Annotated in this window: 19 protein-coding genes; 13 read left to right on the top strand and 6 right to left on the bottom strand. The window is 60.6% G+C overall.

Features of this window, described 5'->3' with window-relative positions; all coding sequences use genetic code 11:
• The first annotated feature begins 49 nt into the window (after nt 1-49).
• The 8 genes from ETW24_RS09080 (at nt 50) to ETW24_RS09045 (ending at nt 7,569) form a co-directional block, all read left to right on the top strand.
• A complete protein-coding gene (locus tag ETW24_RS09080) occupies nt 50-934 on the top strand; it encodes a DMT family transporter (protein WP_129370760.1) in 885 nt (294 codons plus the stop codon).
• Between the two features lie 103 nt (nt 935-1,037).
• Nucleotides 1,038-2,153: an outer membrane protein transport protein gene (locus ETW24_RS09075; protein WP_129370759.1), complete on the top strand. Its 1,116-nt coding sequence runs from the start codon at nt 1,038-1,040 to the stop codon at nt 2,151-2,153.
• 109 nt (nt 2,154-2,262) lie between these two features.
• Entirely contained in the window at nt 2,263-3,177 is a 915-nt protein-coding gene (locus tag ETW24_RS09070; RefSeq protein WP_129370757.1) for a DMT family transporter, read from the top strand.
• 55 nt (nt 3,178-3,232) lie between these two features.
• The gene (locus ETW24_RS09065; protein WP_129370756.1) at nt 3,233-4,096 is read left to right on the top strand and encodes an ATPase; all 864 of its coding nucleotides are present in this window, start codon (nt 3,233-3,235) and stop codon (nt 4,094-4,096) included.
• Nucleotides 4,097-4,155: 59 nt separating this feature from the next.
• Entirely contained in the window at nt 4,156-5,073 is a 918-nt protein-coding gene (metA, locus tag ETW24_RS09060; RefSeq protein WP_129370754.1) for a homoserine O-acetyltransferase MetA, read from the top strand.
• Nucleotides 5,048-6,028: an alpha/beta fold hydrolase gene (locus tag ETW24_RS09055; RefSeq protein ID WP_164982723.1), complete on the top strand. Its 981-nt coding sequence runs from the start codon at nt 5,048-5,050 to the stop codon at nt 6,026-6,028. Before metA ends, ETW24_RS09055 begins: the two co-directional genes overlap by 26 nt.
• 61 nt (nt 6,029-6,089) lie before the next feature.
• Nucleotides 6,090-6,959 (top strand): polyphosphate kinase 2, encoded by an 870-nt coding sequence (gene ppk2 / locus ETW24_RS09050; RefSeq protein ID WP_129370752.1) that lies wholly within the window; start codon nt 6,090-6,092, stop codon nt 6,957-6,959.
• Nucleotides 6,952-7,569: a TetR/AcrR family transcriptional regulator gene (locus ETW24_RS09045; RefSeq protein WP_027258814.1), complete on the top strand. Its 618-nt coding sequence runs from the start codon at nt 6,952-6,954 to the stop codon at nt 7,567-7,569. Before ppk2 ends, ETW24_RS09045 begins: the two co-directional genes overlap by 8 nt.
• Here ETW24_RS09045 and ETW24_RS09040 read toward each other — a convergent pair.
• From ETW24_RS09040 to ETW24_RS09020, 5 genes are all read right to left on the bottom strand, one after another.
• Nucleotides 7,566-8,624, bottom strand: coding sequence for an adenylate/guanylate cyclase domain-containing protein (locus ETW24_RS09040; RefSeq protein WP_129370751.1), 1,059 nt, complete (start codon nt 8,622-8,624; stop codon nt 7,566-7,568). The genes ETW24_RS09045 and ETW24_RS09040 overlap by 4 nt on opposite strands.
• Nucleotides 8,621-8,989 (bottom strand): group I truncated hemoglobin, encoded by a 369-nt coding sequence (locus tag ETW24_RS09035; RefSeq protein ID WP_129370749.1) that lies wholly within the window; start codon nt 8,987-8,989, stop codon nt 8,621-8,623. Before ETW24_RS09035 ends, ETW24_RS09040 begins: the two co-directional genes overlap by 4 nt.
• A gap of 143 nt (nt 8,990-9,132) precedes the next feature.
• Nucleotides 9,133-9,618, bottom strand: a complete 486-nt coding sequence (gene rpsI / locus ETW24_RS09030) for a 30S ribosomal protein S9 (protein ID WP_129370747.1) — start codon at nt 9,616-9,618, stop codon at nt 9,133-9,135.
• Nucleotides 9,619-9,623: 5 nt separating this feature from the next.
• Entirely contained in the window at nt 9,624-10,082 is a 459-nt protein-coding gene (gene rplM, locus ETW24_RS09025) for a 50S ribosomal protein L13 (RefSeq protein WP_129370746.1), read from the bottom strand.
• 166 nt (nt 10,083-10,248) lie between these two features.
• Nucleotides 10,249-11,652 carry an aminotransferase-like domain-containing protein gene (locus tag ETW24_RS09020; protein ID WP_129370744.1) on the bottom strand — a complete coding sequence of 468 codons (1,404 nt, stop codon included), beginning with the start codon at nt 11,650-11,652 and terminating at the stop codon, nt 10,249-10,251.
• Nucleotides 11,653-11,746: 94 nt separating this feature from the next.
• Here ETW24_RS09020 and ETW24_RS09015 point away from each other — a divergent pair, with 94 nt between their 5' ends.
• The 4 genes from ETW24_RS09015 to asd all read left to right on the top strand — a co-directional run bounded on the left by ETW24_RS09015 (nt 11,747) and on the right by asd (nt 14,739).
• A complete protein-coding gene (locus ETW24_RS09015) occupies nt 11,747-11,980 on the top strand; it encodes a DUF1127 domain-containing protein (RefSeq protein WP_129370742.1) in 234 nt (77 codons plus the stop codon).
• A 246-nt stretch (nt 11,981-12,226) separates the two neighbouring features.
• On the top strand, nt 12,227-12,733 hold the full coding sequence (gene speD, locus ETW24_RS09010; RefSeq protein ID WP_129370740.1) for an adenosylmethionine decarboxylase: 507 nt from the start codon (nt 12,227-12,229) through the stop codon (nt 12,731-12,733).
• A complete protein-coding gene (gene speE / locus ETW24_RS09005) occupies nt 12,730-13,593 on the top strand; it encodes a polyamine aminopropyltransferase (RefSeq protein WP_129370738.1) in 864 nt (287 codons plus the stop codon). The genes speD and speE overlap by 4 nt, the downstream gene beginning before the upstream one ends.
• A 255-nt stretch (nt 13,594-13,848) precedes the next feature.
• Nucleotides 13,849-14,739, top strand: a complete 891-nt coding sequence (gene asd / locus ETW24_RS09000; protein WP_129370737.1) for an archaetidylserine decarboxylase — start codon at nt 13,849-13,851, stop codon at nt 14,737-14,739.
• On the opposite strand, the gene ETW24_RS08995 is transcribed toward asd, so the two are convergent.
• On the bottom strand, nt 14,736-15,158 hold the full coding sequence (locus ETW24_RS08995) for a PaaI family thioesterase (protein WP_129370735.1): 423 nt from the start codon (nt 15,156-15,158) through the stop codon (nt 14,736-14,738). The two genes, asd and ETW24_RS08995, sit on opposite strands and share 4 nt — an antisense overlap.
• A gap of 58 nt (nt 15,159-15,216) precedes the next feature.
• On the opposite strand from ETW24_RS08995, the gene ETW24_RS08990 reads away from it, so the two are divergent.
• Nucleotides 15,217-16,005 (top strand): enoyl-CoA hydratase, encoded by a 789-nt coding sequence (locus tag ETW24_RS08990; protein WP_129370733.1) that lies wholly within the window; start codon nt 15,217-15,219, stop codon nt 16,003-16,005.
• Nucleotides 16,006-16,009 lie beyond the last annotated feature (4 nt).

Genomic DNA, 16,009 nt, shown 5'->3' with positions numbered 1-16,009 from the left:
TCAGGGGGTTTTCCCCCTCTGTTCACGCGGGTTAGGCAACGGGGCAAGCATGTCACAAAGCGAAGCACGCGCGGGATTGGCTGCACTTTGGATGATCGGGGCCATTGTCTCGTTCTCCGCCATGGCGATTGCCGGGCGCGAAGCCGGTTTAACGCTGGATACCTTTGAAATCATGGCTTATCGCAGCCTGGTCGGGGTCATCATTGTCGTAAGCTTGCTGACCGTATCGGGCAAATGGCATCAGGTCAGCAGCACACGGCTGGGTGTCCATGCTGTGCGCAACCTCTTCCATTTCACCGGTCAGAACCTTTGGTTTCTGGCGGTGACGCTAGTGCCGCTGGCACAGGTCTTTGCCCTGGAGTTCACCTCGCCCCTGTGGGTGATTATTTTGTCGCCATTGTTGCTGGGCGAAGCCCTCAGCCGGCGCCGGATGTTTGCCGCAGGCATTGGGTTTGCCGGCATTCTGATTGTCGCCCGCCCCAGTCCGGAAACGCTGAACCTTGGCATCCTTGCCGCCGCCAGCTGCGCCATCTTCTTTGCGCTTACTGCGATCCTGACCAAGCGGCTGACCCGGCACGAAACAACGGCCTCAATTCTGTTCTGGCTCACCGCCATGCAGCTGGTGATGGGTCTGCTGGCAGCGGGCTGGGACGGCGGCATGGCCTTGCCGGACGCCACCACCCTGCCCTGGCTGGTGCTGATCGGCATTGCCGGTCTGACCGCGCATTTCTGCCTGACAACCGCGCTGTCGCTGGCGCCTGCCAGCGTGGTGGTGCCGGTGGATTTCGCCCGCCTGCCCGCTATCGCCATTCTGGGTATGGTGATCTATGGTGAAGCCTTGGATGTCTGGGTACTGAGCGGCGCCGCAATCATCTGCATTGCAAATTACCTTAATATAATTGCGAAGCGGCCCCCTGAAACCCTTGAGAATTGATCGAATCCGGCAAGTTGCCGTGCGGTTAATGTTGATTTGCGGAATTCGGCCCGATTACGTTCGCGTAAAGCGGCCCTTACAGGCCGCAATTCAGGGAGGAAAAATGAAACGCTATCTTGCAACATCGGCGGCATTGGCGCTGGCATCGGGTTCTGCCATGGCAAGCGGTCTTGACCGCACCGGCCAGCCGATCGGCATCATCTTTGAAGAAGGCACCTACGCAGAATTCTCATTCGCGACGACATCCGTGGATCTGTCGGGCAATGACCGCACGGCGCTGAACCCGCTTGGCTCCGCTTCCGGAGATGTCGGCGACCGCTTCAACATGTTCGGCGCAGGCTACAAGCGGGACATCAACGATCAACTGTCCTTTGCCGTGATCTTCGACCAGCCTTGGGGTGTGGATGTGCTCTACCCGGCGAGTGGTTCTGCACTTCTCGGCGGCACCAAGGCGCAGGCGGATGCAAATGCCGTGACTGCCCTTTTGCGCTACAAGTTCAACGAGCGTTTCAGCGCCCATGGCGGTATCCGGTACCAGGAGATCGACGGCGAAATCAATCTGAACGGTCTTGCCTACAGCGTCATTCCCGGCGGCACCTACAATGTGAAGGTAGACAAAGACGGCGCATTTGGCTGGGTAGCCGGCGTGGCCTATGAGATCCCAGAGATCGCCCTGCGCGCGGCGCTGACATACAGCTCTGAAATCGAACATGATTTCGACCTGACCGAAACTTTTGCCGGTTTCCCGGCTGCGAACACAACAACCTCAACCAAGACCAAGACGCCGCAATCGGTCAACCTGGACTTCCAGACCGGTATCGCCGCAGACACGCTGCTGTTCGGCGGTATCCGCTGGGCAGAGCACAGCGTGACCGATCTGGTTCCCGGGCAATTGGGCCGTGACCTGATCGATCTGGACGACTCCTTTACCTACACATTGGGGATTGGCCGCAAGTTCAACGAAAACTGGTCGGGGTCTTTGGCGCTGATCTATGCGGATGTGGACGGGGATGACCTGGTGTCGCCGCTGGCACCGACCCATGGTTATGAAGCGATCCGGCTTGGCGTGCAGTACAAGCAGGACAAGATGACGATCTCGGCCGGCATCCGCTACACCCAGCTGGGCGACTCGGTCGCCTCCCCCGGCGGCAACCCGGTTACCAACTTTCAGGATAACGACGCGGTCAGCTTTGGCATGAAAATCGGCTACAACTTCTAAAGCGCCGCAAGACGGACAACCTGACCCCGCCCGCATACTCCGGGCGGGGTTTTCTTTTGCCGCAAGATCCGGGTCGCTCGCATCCCCCCCTGCGCGCTAACTGATCCGCATGAGCCCGCAAAAAACAATATCCCCCCGCGCCTGGGCCGAGCTGATTCTGCTCGGCGTGATCTGGGGCGGATCGTTTCTGTCGATCCGCATCGCCCTGGACGAAATCCCCGTTGTTACCTTGGTACTGCACCGCTGCGGCTGGGCGGCGCTGTTTCTGTGGATACTGGTCTTGCTGATGCGCCTGCCGGTCCCCAAAGAACCGCGCATCTGGGGCGCCTTTCTGGTGATGGGACTGTTGAACAACGTGATCCCCTTCGGGCTGATGGCCTGGGGGCAACTTCACATCGAAACCGGCCTCACCTCCATCCTGAATGCGGCGACGGCAATATTCGGGGTGATCGTGGCGGCGCTGCTCTTTCCTGATGAGCGGCTGACGGTTCGCAAAGCGCTGGGAGTGGGCCTTGGGTTCCTTGGTGTTGCAACCGCCATCGGTCTGGAGCAATTTGCCCGGTTCGACCTGCGCAGCACAGCGCAGCTGGCAGTGCTGGCGGGCACTGTCTCATATGCATTTGCCAGTGCCTGGGCGCGTTTCAATTTGACCGGCCTGCCGCCGCTTGTCGCGGCTGCCGGAATGCTGACCGGTTCTACCCTGTTCCTGGCCCCGGCGGCGCTGTTGATCGACGGCCCGCCTGTCCTGGAACTGGCGGCGCGCACTTGGGCCTCTATCGCCTATTTTGCTCTGTTCGCCACGGCAGGGGCCTATCTGCTTTACTACCGGGTGCTGGAACTGGCGGGCAGCGGCAACCTGATGCTGGTCACGCTGGTCATCCCGCCGGTGGCCATTGTATTGGGCGCGCTGGTCCTGGAGGAAGAATTGAAGCCGCAGGCCTATGCAGGGTTTGCCCTTCTGGCTGCAGGCCTGGTAATCCTGAACGGCAAACCTGTCTTGCGGCGCAACCGCGCACGGAATTGACCAAGCCCGCGCAGGCGATTAGCAAGGCGTGAAACCTTCAGGGACTTGGGATCTCATGCTTTACACTTCTGCACAGGACTGGCGCGATGCGCCCAACAAACGGGTGCTGTTCTTTGGCATGTCCGGGCTTGGCAAAACCTATGTCAGCAACATCCTGCGCGGCGCCGGCAGCTGGTTCCACTACTCGGTCGATTACCGGATCGGCACCCGCTATATGGGCGAATACATCGCCGACAACGCCAAGGCAGAGGCGATGAAAGTGCCGTTCCTGCGGGACCTTCTGCTGTCGGATTCCATCTTCATCGGCTCCAATATCACGTTTGAGAATCTGACCCCGGTTGCCTCCTATCTGGGCAAACCAGGCGATAAGGCCAAAGGCGGGCTGCCGATTGGCGAATACAAGCGCCGCCAGGAACAGTTCCGAGTCGCCGAAATCCGGGCGCTGCTGGATACGGAATACTTCGCAGGCCGTGCCGGGCAGCTTTACGGCTATCCGAATTTCATCTGCGATACCGGCGGGTCGATCTGCGAATGGGTCGATGCCAATGACCCGAACGACCAGGTCCTGACCGAGCTTGGCAAACACACGCTGATGGTCTGGATCAAGGGCAGTGACGCCCACACTGCCGAACTGGTGCGCCGCTTTGACCGCGCGCCCAAACCGATGTCTTACCAGCCGGAGTTCCTGGACCGGGCCTGGCAAGAGTATCTTCAGCAACATGGCGTAGCTGAAGGGGATGTGGACCCTGATGCTTTTATCCGCTGGACCTATGCCCAGGCGCTGGCGCACCGCCAGCCGCGCTATCAGGCGATGGCGGACAATTGGGGTGTCACTGTCACCGCCGACCAGATCTCAGCCGTCAAGGATGAAGCCGGTTTCGAGGATTTGATCGCCTCCGCTCTTGAGGCCCGCGACTAAGCCGCCTATCTGTCGAATTCCGCTATATCGCACAACCTTCCGCAAATCAGGACACTGACATGCCCATCAAGATGCCCGCAGACCTCCCCGCCTATGACGTTCTGACGAACGAAGGCGTGATGGTTATGTCGCCGGACCAGGCGGCGCGTCAGGACATCCGCCCCATCCGCATCGGCCTGCTGAACCTGATGCCCAAGAAAATCCAGACCGAGAACCAGTTTGCCCGGTTGATCGGTGCGACCCCGCTGCAGATCGATCTGAGCCTGATCCGGATGACCGAGCATCAGACCAGGAACACCGCGGCCGCGCATATGGCCGAATTCTATCACTCCTTCCAGGAAGTGAAGCACCAAAAGTTCGACGGGCTGATCATCACCGGCGCCCCGATTGAACACCTCGACTTCCCCGAGGTGACCTATTGGGACGAACTGCGCGAGGTCATGGATTGGACACAGACCAACGTGCATTCCACCTTTGGCGTCTGCTGGGGCGGCATGGCGATGATCAACCATTTCCATGGCGTGAAGAAACACATGCTGGATCACAAGGCGTTCGGCTGCTTCCGGCATCGGAACCTGGCGCCTGCTTCGCCCTATTTGCGCGGGTTTTCGGATGATTTTGTGATTCCGGTCAGCCGCTGGACCGAGATGAAGCAGGCCGAAATCAGTGCGGCACCAGGGTTAAAGACGCTGCTGGGCAGTGACGAGGTCGGCCCCTGCCTGGTTGAGGACAGGGCGCACAACGCGCTCTATATCTTTAACCATTTTGAGTATGACAATGATACGCTGAAGCAGGAATACGACCGAGACGTGGCCAATGGCACGCCGATCAACGTGCCGGGCAACTACTATCCGGACGATGATCCCAGCCAGCCGCCGCAAAACCGCTGGCGCAGCCACGCGCATCTTCTTTATGGCAATTGGATCAATGAGATCTACCAGACTACGCCTTATGAAATGGATCAGATCGGCCGCTAAGGTGCTGATTTATGCAGGCCTTGCACTGGCGGCTGCTGCTGCGCTGACCAACTGGCAGGCGGGCCGCCGCGAGGCAGCGGCTGTCGCAAGCTACCCGCCATTGGGGCAAACCCTGGTGGCGGGCAGCCACCGGGTGCATGTGGTTGAGATGGGCCGGCCCAAAGGCAGCGCGCCGGATCTGGTGCTGATCCACGGCTCCAGCGGCAGTACGCGCGATATGACCTTCCGGCTGGCACCGGCATTGGCAGAGGACTTCCGTATCCTGATATTCGACCGCCCCGGACTGGGGTATTCGGACCGCATCAATGGCACCGGGGCCACCATCCGCCAGCAGGCCGGCCTGTTGCGCCAGGCCGCGGCGCAAATGGGGGCGGACAGGCCGATTGTGCTGGGCCAAAGCTATGGCGGCGCGGTTGCGCTGGCCTGGGCGGTGGACCACCCGGACAGCATCTCGGCGCTGGTGACAGTGTCCGGCGTCGCCTATCCTTGGACCACGCCGCTGGACCCTCTTTACCGGGTCACCTCCTCGCGTGTTGGCAGTATGCTGGCGGTGCCCTTGCTGACCGCCTTTGTGCCGGATTTTGCTGTGTCCCGCTCCCTGCAGGACGTCTTTGCCCCGCAAGCCGTGCCGCAAGGGTATGCAGCACATTTCGGCCCTGGCCTGTCGCTGCGGCGCTCGTCCCTGCGCGCAAATGCCCGGCAACGGGCAAACCTGCTGCAGGAAGTGACCGAACTGTCGCCGCGCTATGGTGAAATCCCGGTTCCCTTGGAAGTTCTCCACGGCACTGCTGACGATCTGGTCAGCCCGGAGCTTCATGCCCAGGGTCTGGCCCGGAATGTGGAAGGCGCACGTCTGACGCTGCTGGACGGTATCGGCCATATGCCGCAGCATGTGGCCACAGAAGAAGTGGCCGCTGCCGTGCGCCGGGCCGCCTCGCGCGCACAATTGCGTTAAAACGATTCACATTCCATAGTTCTTGCCCATATAAAGGGTTGAGGACAGAAGGGTTTTTCACATGCCGCTGCCATTTGACGGGGCCATAAGCCGCTATTACCAGACCGGCGCGCCGGAGGAGATCCGCAAGGCCATCAAAGGCGCGGATAAAGACGGGATCCTCAGCCCCAGCTACCCGTACCGGGAGCGGATGAAGCGCAAGGCCTACGAGGCGGAGCTGGAGGCGCTGCAGATTGAACTGGTCAAGCTGCAGTCCTGGGTCAAATCCAGCGGCGCCCGCATTGCCATTGTGTTCGAAGGCCGGGATGCGGCCGGCAAGGGCGGCACCATCAAGCGCTTTCGCGAAAACCTGAACCCGCGCGGCGCGCGGATCGTGGCGCTGTCCAAACCCTCCCAGGCCGAACAAAGCCAGTGGTATTTCCAGCGTTATGTCCAGCACCTGCCGTCGGGCGGCGAAATCGTGTTCTTTGACCGCAGCTGGTACAATCGCGGCGTGGTGGAAAAGGTGTTTGGCTTTTGCACCGATGATCAGCGCGAACGCTTCTTCCGCCAGGTTCCGGGGTTTGAACGGGCCCTGGCCGAGGATGGCGTGCATCTGTTCAAGTTCTGGCTGAACGTCGGCCAAGCAGAACAGCTGCGCCGGATCCTGTCGCGCGAGTCCGACCCGCTGAAACAATGGAAGCTCAGCCCGATTGACGTGAAGGGGCTGGAGAAATGGGACGAATACAGCGCCGCCATTTCCGAAACCTTTTCGCGCAGCCACAGCGCCGAGGCCCCCTGGACCATCATTCGATCCGATGACAAAAGACGGGCCAGGCTGGCTGCGATGCGCAGCGTTCTGCATGCCGTTGACTATGACAGCAAAAACGCCGATGCGATTGGCGAATTGGACACCGGAATTTGCGGAGGCCCGGATATCTGGGATGCCTAAACGCGGCTATCATCACGGCAACCTGCGCCAGGCACTGGTCGAAGCAGCCCTGCATCTGATCGAGGCCAAGGGCCCGACCGGGTTCACCCTGTCGGAGGCTGCCAAACAGGCCGGAGTGACCCCTGCCGCCGTCTACCGCCACTTCAAAGGGCGCGAGGATCTGATCGCCGAAGCCGGGCGGCAGGGTTATGCGATGTTTGCTGACCTGATGCAGCACGCCTATGACAAATACCAGCCCTCGGCGCTGGCGGCGTTCGAGGCCACGGGGCGCGCCTATCTCGCCTTTGCCCGCAAACATCCGGGCCATTACATCGCCATGTTCGAAAGCGGCATTTCAGTGAACCGGACGCCGGAACTGGCTGATGCTGCTGCCCGGGCACGGGCGATCCTGGAACGCGCCGCCGCGGACCTCAGCCAGCATATCCCGGAAGACAAACGCCCGCCTGCTTCGATGTTCTCGGCGCATGTGCTGGCGATGAGCCACGGAGTGGTGGAGCTTTATGCACGGAACTCGCCCGGTGCCGCCTCTCCCTTTCCGCCCGAGGACCTGCTGGAAAGCGGTATCGGTATCTACTTGCGCGGACTGGGGCTGATTGCGCCGGACGGTTAGAACCGGCTGCTGGGCTGCGGCGCGCGCAACTCGTCACCGACGTTGACAAGATGCACCTCACCGATGCCTTTGATATCTTCGGGGCCAATGTCGGTGACGCGGAATTCCTCGGACAGGGATTCCTTCATCTCATCCGGCGCGACGATTTTCATAGGGTTGGCGAAGACTTGCAGGCGCGAGGCCAGGTTCACCGCCGGGCCGAAGACGTCATAGACATATTTCTGAATGCCAACCACCGAGCCGACGGCCGAGCCGGTGCCCAGCCCGATGCGCGCCTGCCATTTATGCTGATGGCTTTGATTGCGCCGGTCCAGATAGCGCAGGAACCTGGTGGCGCAATGGGCCACGGCGGTGGCGTGATCCGGGGTAGGATCCGGCATCCCGGCCACCGCCAGATAAGCATCGCCAATGGTCTTGATCCGCTCACAGCCGTATTGTTCTACGATGCGGTCAAAGGCGGTGAAGATATCGTTCAGCTCTCCCAAAGTCACCGTAGGATCGGTGCGGGAGGCGAAGTCGGTGAAATTGACAAAATCCAGCATTACCACTGACACCTTCGGGTAAAGCTGCGGTGTCACCACGCCGAAGGTCTTGAACTCCTCGTAGACCGAGCGCGGCATCAGGTTCAGCAGCAGCCGTTCCACCCGCTCCTTCTCGCGCTCCAGCTCGCGGGTATTGCGCTCCACCATGGCGGAATAGCTGTCGATCATGCTTTCCAGCTCGCGGATGCGGGTGATGTTCTGGCATTCCACCACCAACAGCGCCTCATCCAGATGGCTGGCTTGCGAGATGTTGATGGCGAAAACCAGCGTCCGCCGCTTGCGCTTGATCTTCAGCTCCGCCGAGTAGCGCAGCCCTTCGTCGCACAATGGCCCAAGATCCTGTGGCTGCAACTCTTCGATGGCATCCGTAAGGGCCGCGTCCGGCCCGGGTGTGCCAAACCACTCGGCAAAGGGTTGATTGTGAAAGACAAACCCAAGATCAGAAGCGCGGACAACGGCAACCCCTACACCAACGGCGCGCAGCAGCTGCTCGTTGATGGCAGCAATGCTCATGCGGCGTCCCGGTGGACGATGACGTTGCGCTTGCTTTCAATTGCGGCGAGCGTGGCCCTGACATCCGGTTCGGACAGCCCATGCTGCTCCAGCGCGTCTTTCAGCAGCGCGCCCATTTCATCAAAGTCATCATGGGTGATGGCCAGGGCCCGGTGCACCGCCTCCAGCCGCTCATCGCTGAAGGATGCAGGCCCGCCCAGCAGCGACGAAATGAACTTGGTCTGATGGTCGATCAGCCGCGCCATATCCACATCGGCGAAGTAGTCACCGATCTGATCGGAATCGAGCGCCATCTCGTAAAAGGTCATCACGACCCGGCTGATGGCACTGAAACCGCCGTATTTCTCATAGATGGTTTGCGGCATTGCAGCCCCCCAACAGAACGCGGTGCCAGCAATGTTACGTTACTTTTGCGAAAATGTTAACGGTGCAGGTCAATCACCTGAACCAGCAGCAAAAAGGGCCGCCCAGCAGGCGGCCCTTTCCAAAATTGGTAAAAGCGTGAAACTTAGCGCTTGGAGAACTGGAAGCTCTTACGGGCTTTGGCCTTACCGTATTTCTTCCGTTCCACAACACGGCTGTCGCGGGTCAGGAAGCCAGCCGCTTTCAGCGCGCCGCGCAGAGCGGGATTATACAGCTGCAGCGCTTTGGAGACGCCGTGCTTGACCGCACCGGCCTGACCGGACAGGCCGCCGCCTTTTACGGTGGCGTAGACGTCGAATTCGCCTTCGACACCGGCAACCTGGAACGGCTGGCGCAGGATCATCTGCAGCACCGGACGGGCGAAATACTTGTTGATTTCCAAACCGTTCACTTCGACCTTGCCGGAGCCCGGCTTGATCCAGACACGGGCAACCGCGTCTTTACGCTTGCCGGTAGCATAGGCGCGGCCCAGTTCATCGCGAACCGGCTCACGTGTGATGGTTTCTTCGGCCACTGCTTCCACACCGGTTGCAGCTGCGAGCTCTTCAAGAGTGTTGATCTGATCAGACATCTACATTAGCTCCGGGTGTTTTTCTTGTTCATGGATGCAACATCCAGAACTTCGGGGGCCTGTGCTTCATGCGGGTGCTCGGCACCGGCATAGACACGCAGATTGGTCATGATCTGACGGCTCAGACGGTTGCCCGGCAGCATGCGCTTGACCGCTTGGGTCACAACGCGCTCGGGGTGCTTGCCTTCCAGGATTTCCTGTTTGGTGCGCGATTTGATGCCGCCCGGGTGGCCAGTGTGCCAGTAGAAGTGCTCTTCGCGCTTCTTGCCGGTCATCTGGACCTTTTCAGCGTTGATGATGATCACGTTGTCGCCCATATCCATATGCGGAGTGAAGGACGCTTTGTGCTTACCACGCAGGCGCATGGCGACGATGGAAGCAAGACGGCCCAGAACAACGCCCTCGGCGTCGATCAGGATCCACTTCTTCTCGATGTCTGCCGGAGTAGCAGAGAAGGTTTTCATGGCAGGTCAATCCTGTTTGTCGTGACGGCAGATTCCCCGAAAGGAAACGCCTGAATGCGATGGAGGGGGTTTACGGCGATCACAAAGCCACGTCAACAGGTGCAAACAACAATAAATGCAACATATTCAACAGCTTACAAATTAGGTACAATAATACCCCACAAATTCAGACGCTGATCTGCTCGGGCGGGTTGTCCAGCAAGGCACGCAGGCGCAGCATCGCCTCCTCAAACTGTTTCAGCGGCACATGCGCGTTGATGGCAATGCGCACCGCATGCGGCGCGCGGCCATCGCGCAGGGCAAATTCATCTGCCGAGCGGATCTGAACCCCGTTTGATTCTGCGGCGCGGGTGAAAGCGGCAGCGCGCCAGCCCGAGGGCAGCCGCAGCCAGACAAAGGGCACATCCGGATTCCAGGTCAGATCAAACCCGCCAAGCGCATTGACCGCGACCCGGACATAACGGGCCATTTCCCCGCGCACCGCCGCCACCAGATCAGGCAGCCGCGGATCGGTGAGCAGGATCCGCACCAGGTCCGCCAGCGGCTGCGCCAGGCCGAAATACCCGTGTTCCGCCACCCGCCGCAGGTCTGTGGTCCGGCCCTCCGGCGCCAGCGCAAAACCGACGCGCAGGGCTGGTGTCAGGATCTTGGAGATCGAGGACACATGCCAGGCAAGCTCCGGCGCCAGCGACCGGTAGCTGGGTGCGCGCGACTCGCCCAACCGGTAGCAATCATCCTCGACGATCTGCACCCCGTGGCGGCGGGCAATGCGGACAATCTCCTTGCGGCGCCCCAGCGGGGTGTGCAGCCCGGTCGGATTATGCACCTCAGGGCTGGTGCACAGTACCGTGGCGCCGGTCTTGCGGATCGCCAGTTCCATTGAATCCGGCCGGATACCATGTTCATCCATGGCAACCTCGACCACCTGCGCCCTCAGCAGTTCCGCGGCACGGCGGAACCCGGCATAGGTCAGATCCTCAACCATGATCACCGGCTGCGGCCCCTCGAGGATCGCTTGCAGAACCACCATCAGCCCGTTCTGGCCGCCATGTGTCAGGACAATGTCGTTTTCTGTGACCATGCCAACCGGCGACTGTCCCACCCAGGCCGCCGCCGCCTGGCGCACCGGCAGATAGGCGTCGCGGGTCGGATAATTCAGGAAATTGCGCGCCTCGCCTTCCGCCACCTTGTGCAGCGCCTCGCGCACCGCGGCCACCTGCCCCATATCCGCAATCCGCGGGCTGAACAGGCTGACATGACCGGGATCGCGCGCCTCCAGCAAATGCAGCTCCCGCGACCATACGTCATCCGGCACCGGCTTTTTCTTTTCGGCTACAAAGGTGCCGCGCCCGACCTCGGCCTCCAGCACGCCTTCATCGGTCAGAATGCTGTAGGCGCGGGCTACGGTGCCGGGTGTAATGCTCAATTGATACGCAAGATCGCGCACCGGCGGCAGCTTTGTACCAATTTTCAAATTGCCCAATTCGACAGCAGACCGGATTGTATCTGCTACTTTTTTATACTTGGGACCTTTTGTCTCACTCAGGCTTTGCGGCCAAATTGTACCCATTACAATCCATCCTTGGACAACACGCTTACCCCTTTGTATCAAAACATCACGACAAATCAACAGGATTGTATCAACACAATACAGGAAGCCTCCCATGGTACAGCACACGCAAATGGCACATTCGAACATGTCCTATCTGATCAGCCGCCCGGGCCTGCCGGTGCTGGCGCAATGGGCCGTCCTTTTTGCAGTACTTGTGACCAAGTGGAGCCTGCGCCGCCGCACAAGAACCCACTTGAAACACCTGAGCGAAGCGCAGCTTAAGGACATCGGGCTGAGCCGCCAGGACGCCCATTATGAAGCCACTCTTCCGTTCTGGCGCCCATGATCCCCTGGGCAATAGAACAACCTGACGGCCGGGGTTCGCCCCGGCCCTTTTTTTTGCCGGCCCTTGTGATCCGCAGGATGCAGGTCCTTGCGCGTTACCGGCCATGCAAAAATTAAAGGTTGATCGAATCTCCCCCCCGGCCTAAATGCCCCTCACTTTCGGTACCGATCCCAACCCCGGACCCTTATTCGGGGGGGCGCTAAGGAACCGGCTGGATTGCAATCTACTGGAACGAAGGGGAGTGTCATGAAAGACGCCAACCTCTTCCAACTGGGGATCGGTCTGGAGACAGGCGCCCATGAGGAAGATACCGCCCGCGGTGTAACAGCCGCGAATATCGACTCCGTTGTGGACTCGGACCGCGAAGACCATTTCATCCGCAAGGATGGCAAGGTGTTTGCTGGGACCCATCTGATCATCGAAGTTATGAAAGGCACCGGCCTGGACTGCGAAGCCCGCATCCAGAAGGCGTTCCGCGACTGCGTGGACGTTTGCGGCGCCACCCTGCTGCACATCCACACCCACAAGTTTTCGCCGCAGGGCGTCTCCGGCGTGGCCGTGCTGGCGGAAAGCCATATCTCGGTGCATACATGGCCTGAAATCGGCTATGGCGCCTTTGACGTCTTCATGTGCGGCGATGCCGAGCCGTGGAAAGCCGTCGACGTGCTGAAAGAGGCCTTCAACACTGACATGGTGGAAGTGCGCGAACTGCTGCGCGGAGAGGAACTGATCGCCAAAGAGGTTGCGGCATGAGCAGTGCCAGCAAACCGGAGTGGGTGACGGAAAGCCTGCATGCGCATTACGCCCAGGCCCTGCGCGTGGACGAGATGCTCTATGACAGCAACACCGAGCATCAGCGCCTGAAAGTGTTCCAGAACGGCCAGTTCGGCCGGATTCTGACGCTGGACGACGTGGTGCAGACCACCGAAGGCGACAACTTCATCTACCACGAGATGCTGACCCATGTGCCGATCCTGGCGCATGGTGCCGCAAAACGTGTGCTGATCATCGGCGGTGGCGACGGCGGCATGGCCCGCGAGGCGCTGCGCCACACGTCGGTCGAGCATGTCACCATGGTGGAGATCGACGGCGGCGTGGTGGATTTCTCGAAAGAGTATCTGCCGATGCTGAGCGACGGCGCGTTCGACGATCCGCGCCTCAATCTGGTGATCAACGACGGTGCGCTCTTCATGAAAGAGAACACCGGAAAGTTCGATGTGATCATCGTCGATTCGACCGACCCGATCGGCCCCGGCGAAGTGCTGTTCACCGATACTTTCTATGGCCACGCAGCGCGGTCGCTGACTGAGGACGGCATCATCGTGACGCAAAACGGCGTGCCGTTCATGCAAGGTGACGAGCTGACCGGCACCCTGCGCGCCTTCCAGGCGCTGTTCGCCGATGCGTCATGTTATCTGGCGTCAGTGCCGACCTATGCCGGCGGTCCAATGGCCTTTGGCTGGGGCAGCCATTCGGGCAAGGCCCGCAATGCAAGCCTTGCGGATCTGGAGGCACGGTTTGCTGCTGCCGGGATCGACACCGGGTATTATAATCCGGAGGTTCACAAGGCCGCCTTTGCCTTGCCGAACTACGTGAAAAAGCTGTTCCCGTAAGGAACATCCGGGACAGGGGGGCCGCGGCCCCCTTTTTCTTTTCTGGAAAAGCAATTCCGCCCGCAGAGCGGGCACGCGCCATGCATCCGGTGCTATGGCAGCTTTCGGCCGCAAAAGCTGCACTGGACGCATTTGCAAGACGGCTTCCGGCCCCTGAACGGTTCCTGCCCCAGCGTTGCGACGCAATTCCGGCCTTGGCCCCGCCGCCGCTTCTTGCTAGGCGCGGCGGAGCAGAAACCAGACGTGGCAGGCCCTATGAAGCGCGATCCCATCCTTGTTGTTGACCGCGACACCGGCGAGACCTTTGAAGAAGCCGTGCTCGGCGAGAAATGGATTCGCTGGGCCTATCAGAACGCCAGTGCCCGGCCCATCGAGAAACTGCTGTTTCGCTCGCCCCTCATCAGCCGTCTGATGGGCATCTGGTTCAACTCGCGGTTCTCCAAGAGCAAGATCAAGGCGGTGATAGAAGACCTGTCGATCGACATGACCGAAGCTTCTGCCGACACGGAGAGTTTCTCCTGTTTCAATGAATTCTTTGTCCGCCATTTGAAACCCGAAGTACGCCCCTTCAGCACCGACCCCAAGGAGGTTGTCTCCCCTGCCGATGGCCGGGTGCTGGTGTTCCCGGAACTTGCTGAGGACGTGTTTATCCCCGTCAAAGGCCACCCGATGTCGGTACGCACCATGGTGCCCGGCATTGCGGAGCGTTTCATCGGCGGCGCCCTGGCCATCGTGCGGCTGTGCCCGGCGGACTATCACAGATACCACTTCCCCGCGGCAGGCCGGATCAATGGCGCCCAGGACATTGCCGGCGCGCTGCATTCGGTGAACCCGATTGCGCTGGGGGCCGGGCCGGATGTGTTCGGCGAGAACAAACGCAGCTGGACCCTGATCGAGACCGAAACGCTGGGCACCTATTGCTTTGTCGAGGTCGGCGCCTTTGGTGTCGGCAGCATCGTCAACACCCGTACCGCTGGCGACGTGCAGAAGATGGACGAGAAGGGCTATTTCAAATTCGGCGGCTCCACCGTGGTGGTGGTGTTTGAGCCCGGCAAGGTCCGCTTCTCGGACGATCTGGTGGCAAACAGCGCCAATGGCCGGGAAACGCTGGTGAAGGCCGGCCAGCCCCTTGCCAACGCGCTTTAGCGCTTAGGCGGGATCGAATATGTCATGCTGGCGCGCGCCACCGGCTCTGCCAGCCCTTCGGAATACATCAGCACATCGGCGACCGCCAAAACCCGGCCCAGCTTCAACAGCCGCGCCTCGGCGATAATATCCGCGCCGGCCACGGGTTTGCGCATGAAATCCAGCGAACAATTGGTGGTGACGGCCAGCGCCTCGCGCCCCAATCGCGACAGAAGCAGCGCATAGATCGCGCAATCCGCCAGTGCAAACATCGACGGGCCCGATACCGTGCCGCCGGGCCGCAAATGCCGCTCGGCTGTCAAAAGCCGCATCCGAAGGCCCTGCTCATCCATCGCGTCGATGGCAAAGTCATCCTTCACCTGCGGAAAAATCTCATGCAGGTAATCCGTCAGACCTGCGACATCAAATGCCAGCGTCATGCTTTCCCTTTCCCCTATCCCTGCATAGAGTTGCCCCGAGAATTGCGAGGAGGGCAAGATGACAATTCTGGAACGTCACGACACGGGCGGCATTGCCCGGCTGAAGATGAACACGCCGGAAAAACTGAACGCCCTGTCGGACGGGATGCTGGCGGCCCTGCAAGAGCAGATCGACGCCCTGCGCGAGGACAGCAGCATCAAGGTGGTGATCCTGTCCGGCACCGGCAAAGGCTTCTGTGCGGGCCATGACATCAAGCAGATGACCGCAGGCCGCGCCGCGGCGGACGGCGGCAAGGCTTACTTCCAGGACCTGTTTGCCCGCTGCACCAGCGTGATGACAGGACTGCAGTCGCTGCCCCAGGTGGTGATTGCCCAAGTCCACGGTATCGCCACGGCAGCAGGCTGCCAACTGGTGGCTTCCTGCGATCTGGCAGTGGCGGCAGAGGACACCAAATTCGGCGTCAACGGCGTGAACATCGGGTTGTTCTGCTCCACCCCGATGGTGGCCCTGTCGCGCAACATCCCCCGCAAGCAGGCGTTTGAGCTGCTGACCACGGGCGAGTTCATCAACGCCGCCCGCGCGGTGGATCTGGGTCTGGCCAACCGCGCCGTGCCGCTGGAGGAGCTGGAGGCGGAAACCACCCGGCTGGCTGAAACCATCGCCGCGAAACTCGGCTCTGCAGTGAAAATCGGCAAACAGGCGTTTTACGAGCAGCTGCAAATGCCGCTGGATCAGGCCTATGCTTATACCAGCGGAGTGATTGTCGAGAACCTGATGTACCGCGACACAATCGAAGGCATGGCCGCCTTTATCGAAAAACGCGCCCCCGACTGGCAGGAAAATTGATGCG

It is taken from the genome of Leisingera sp. NJS204 (genome assembly GCF_004123675.1).
GTDB lineage: Bacteria > Pseudomonadota > Alphaproteobacteria > Rhodobacterales > Rhodobacteraceae > Leisingera.
The sequence above is the reverse complement of the archived record's forward strand: the minus strand, read 5'-3'. Positions and strand labels throughout refer to the sequence as shown.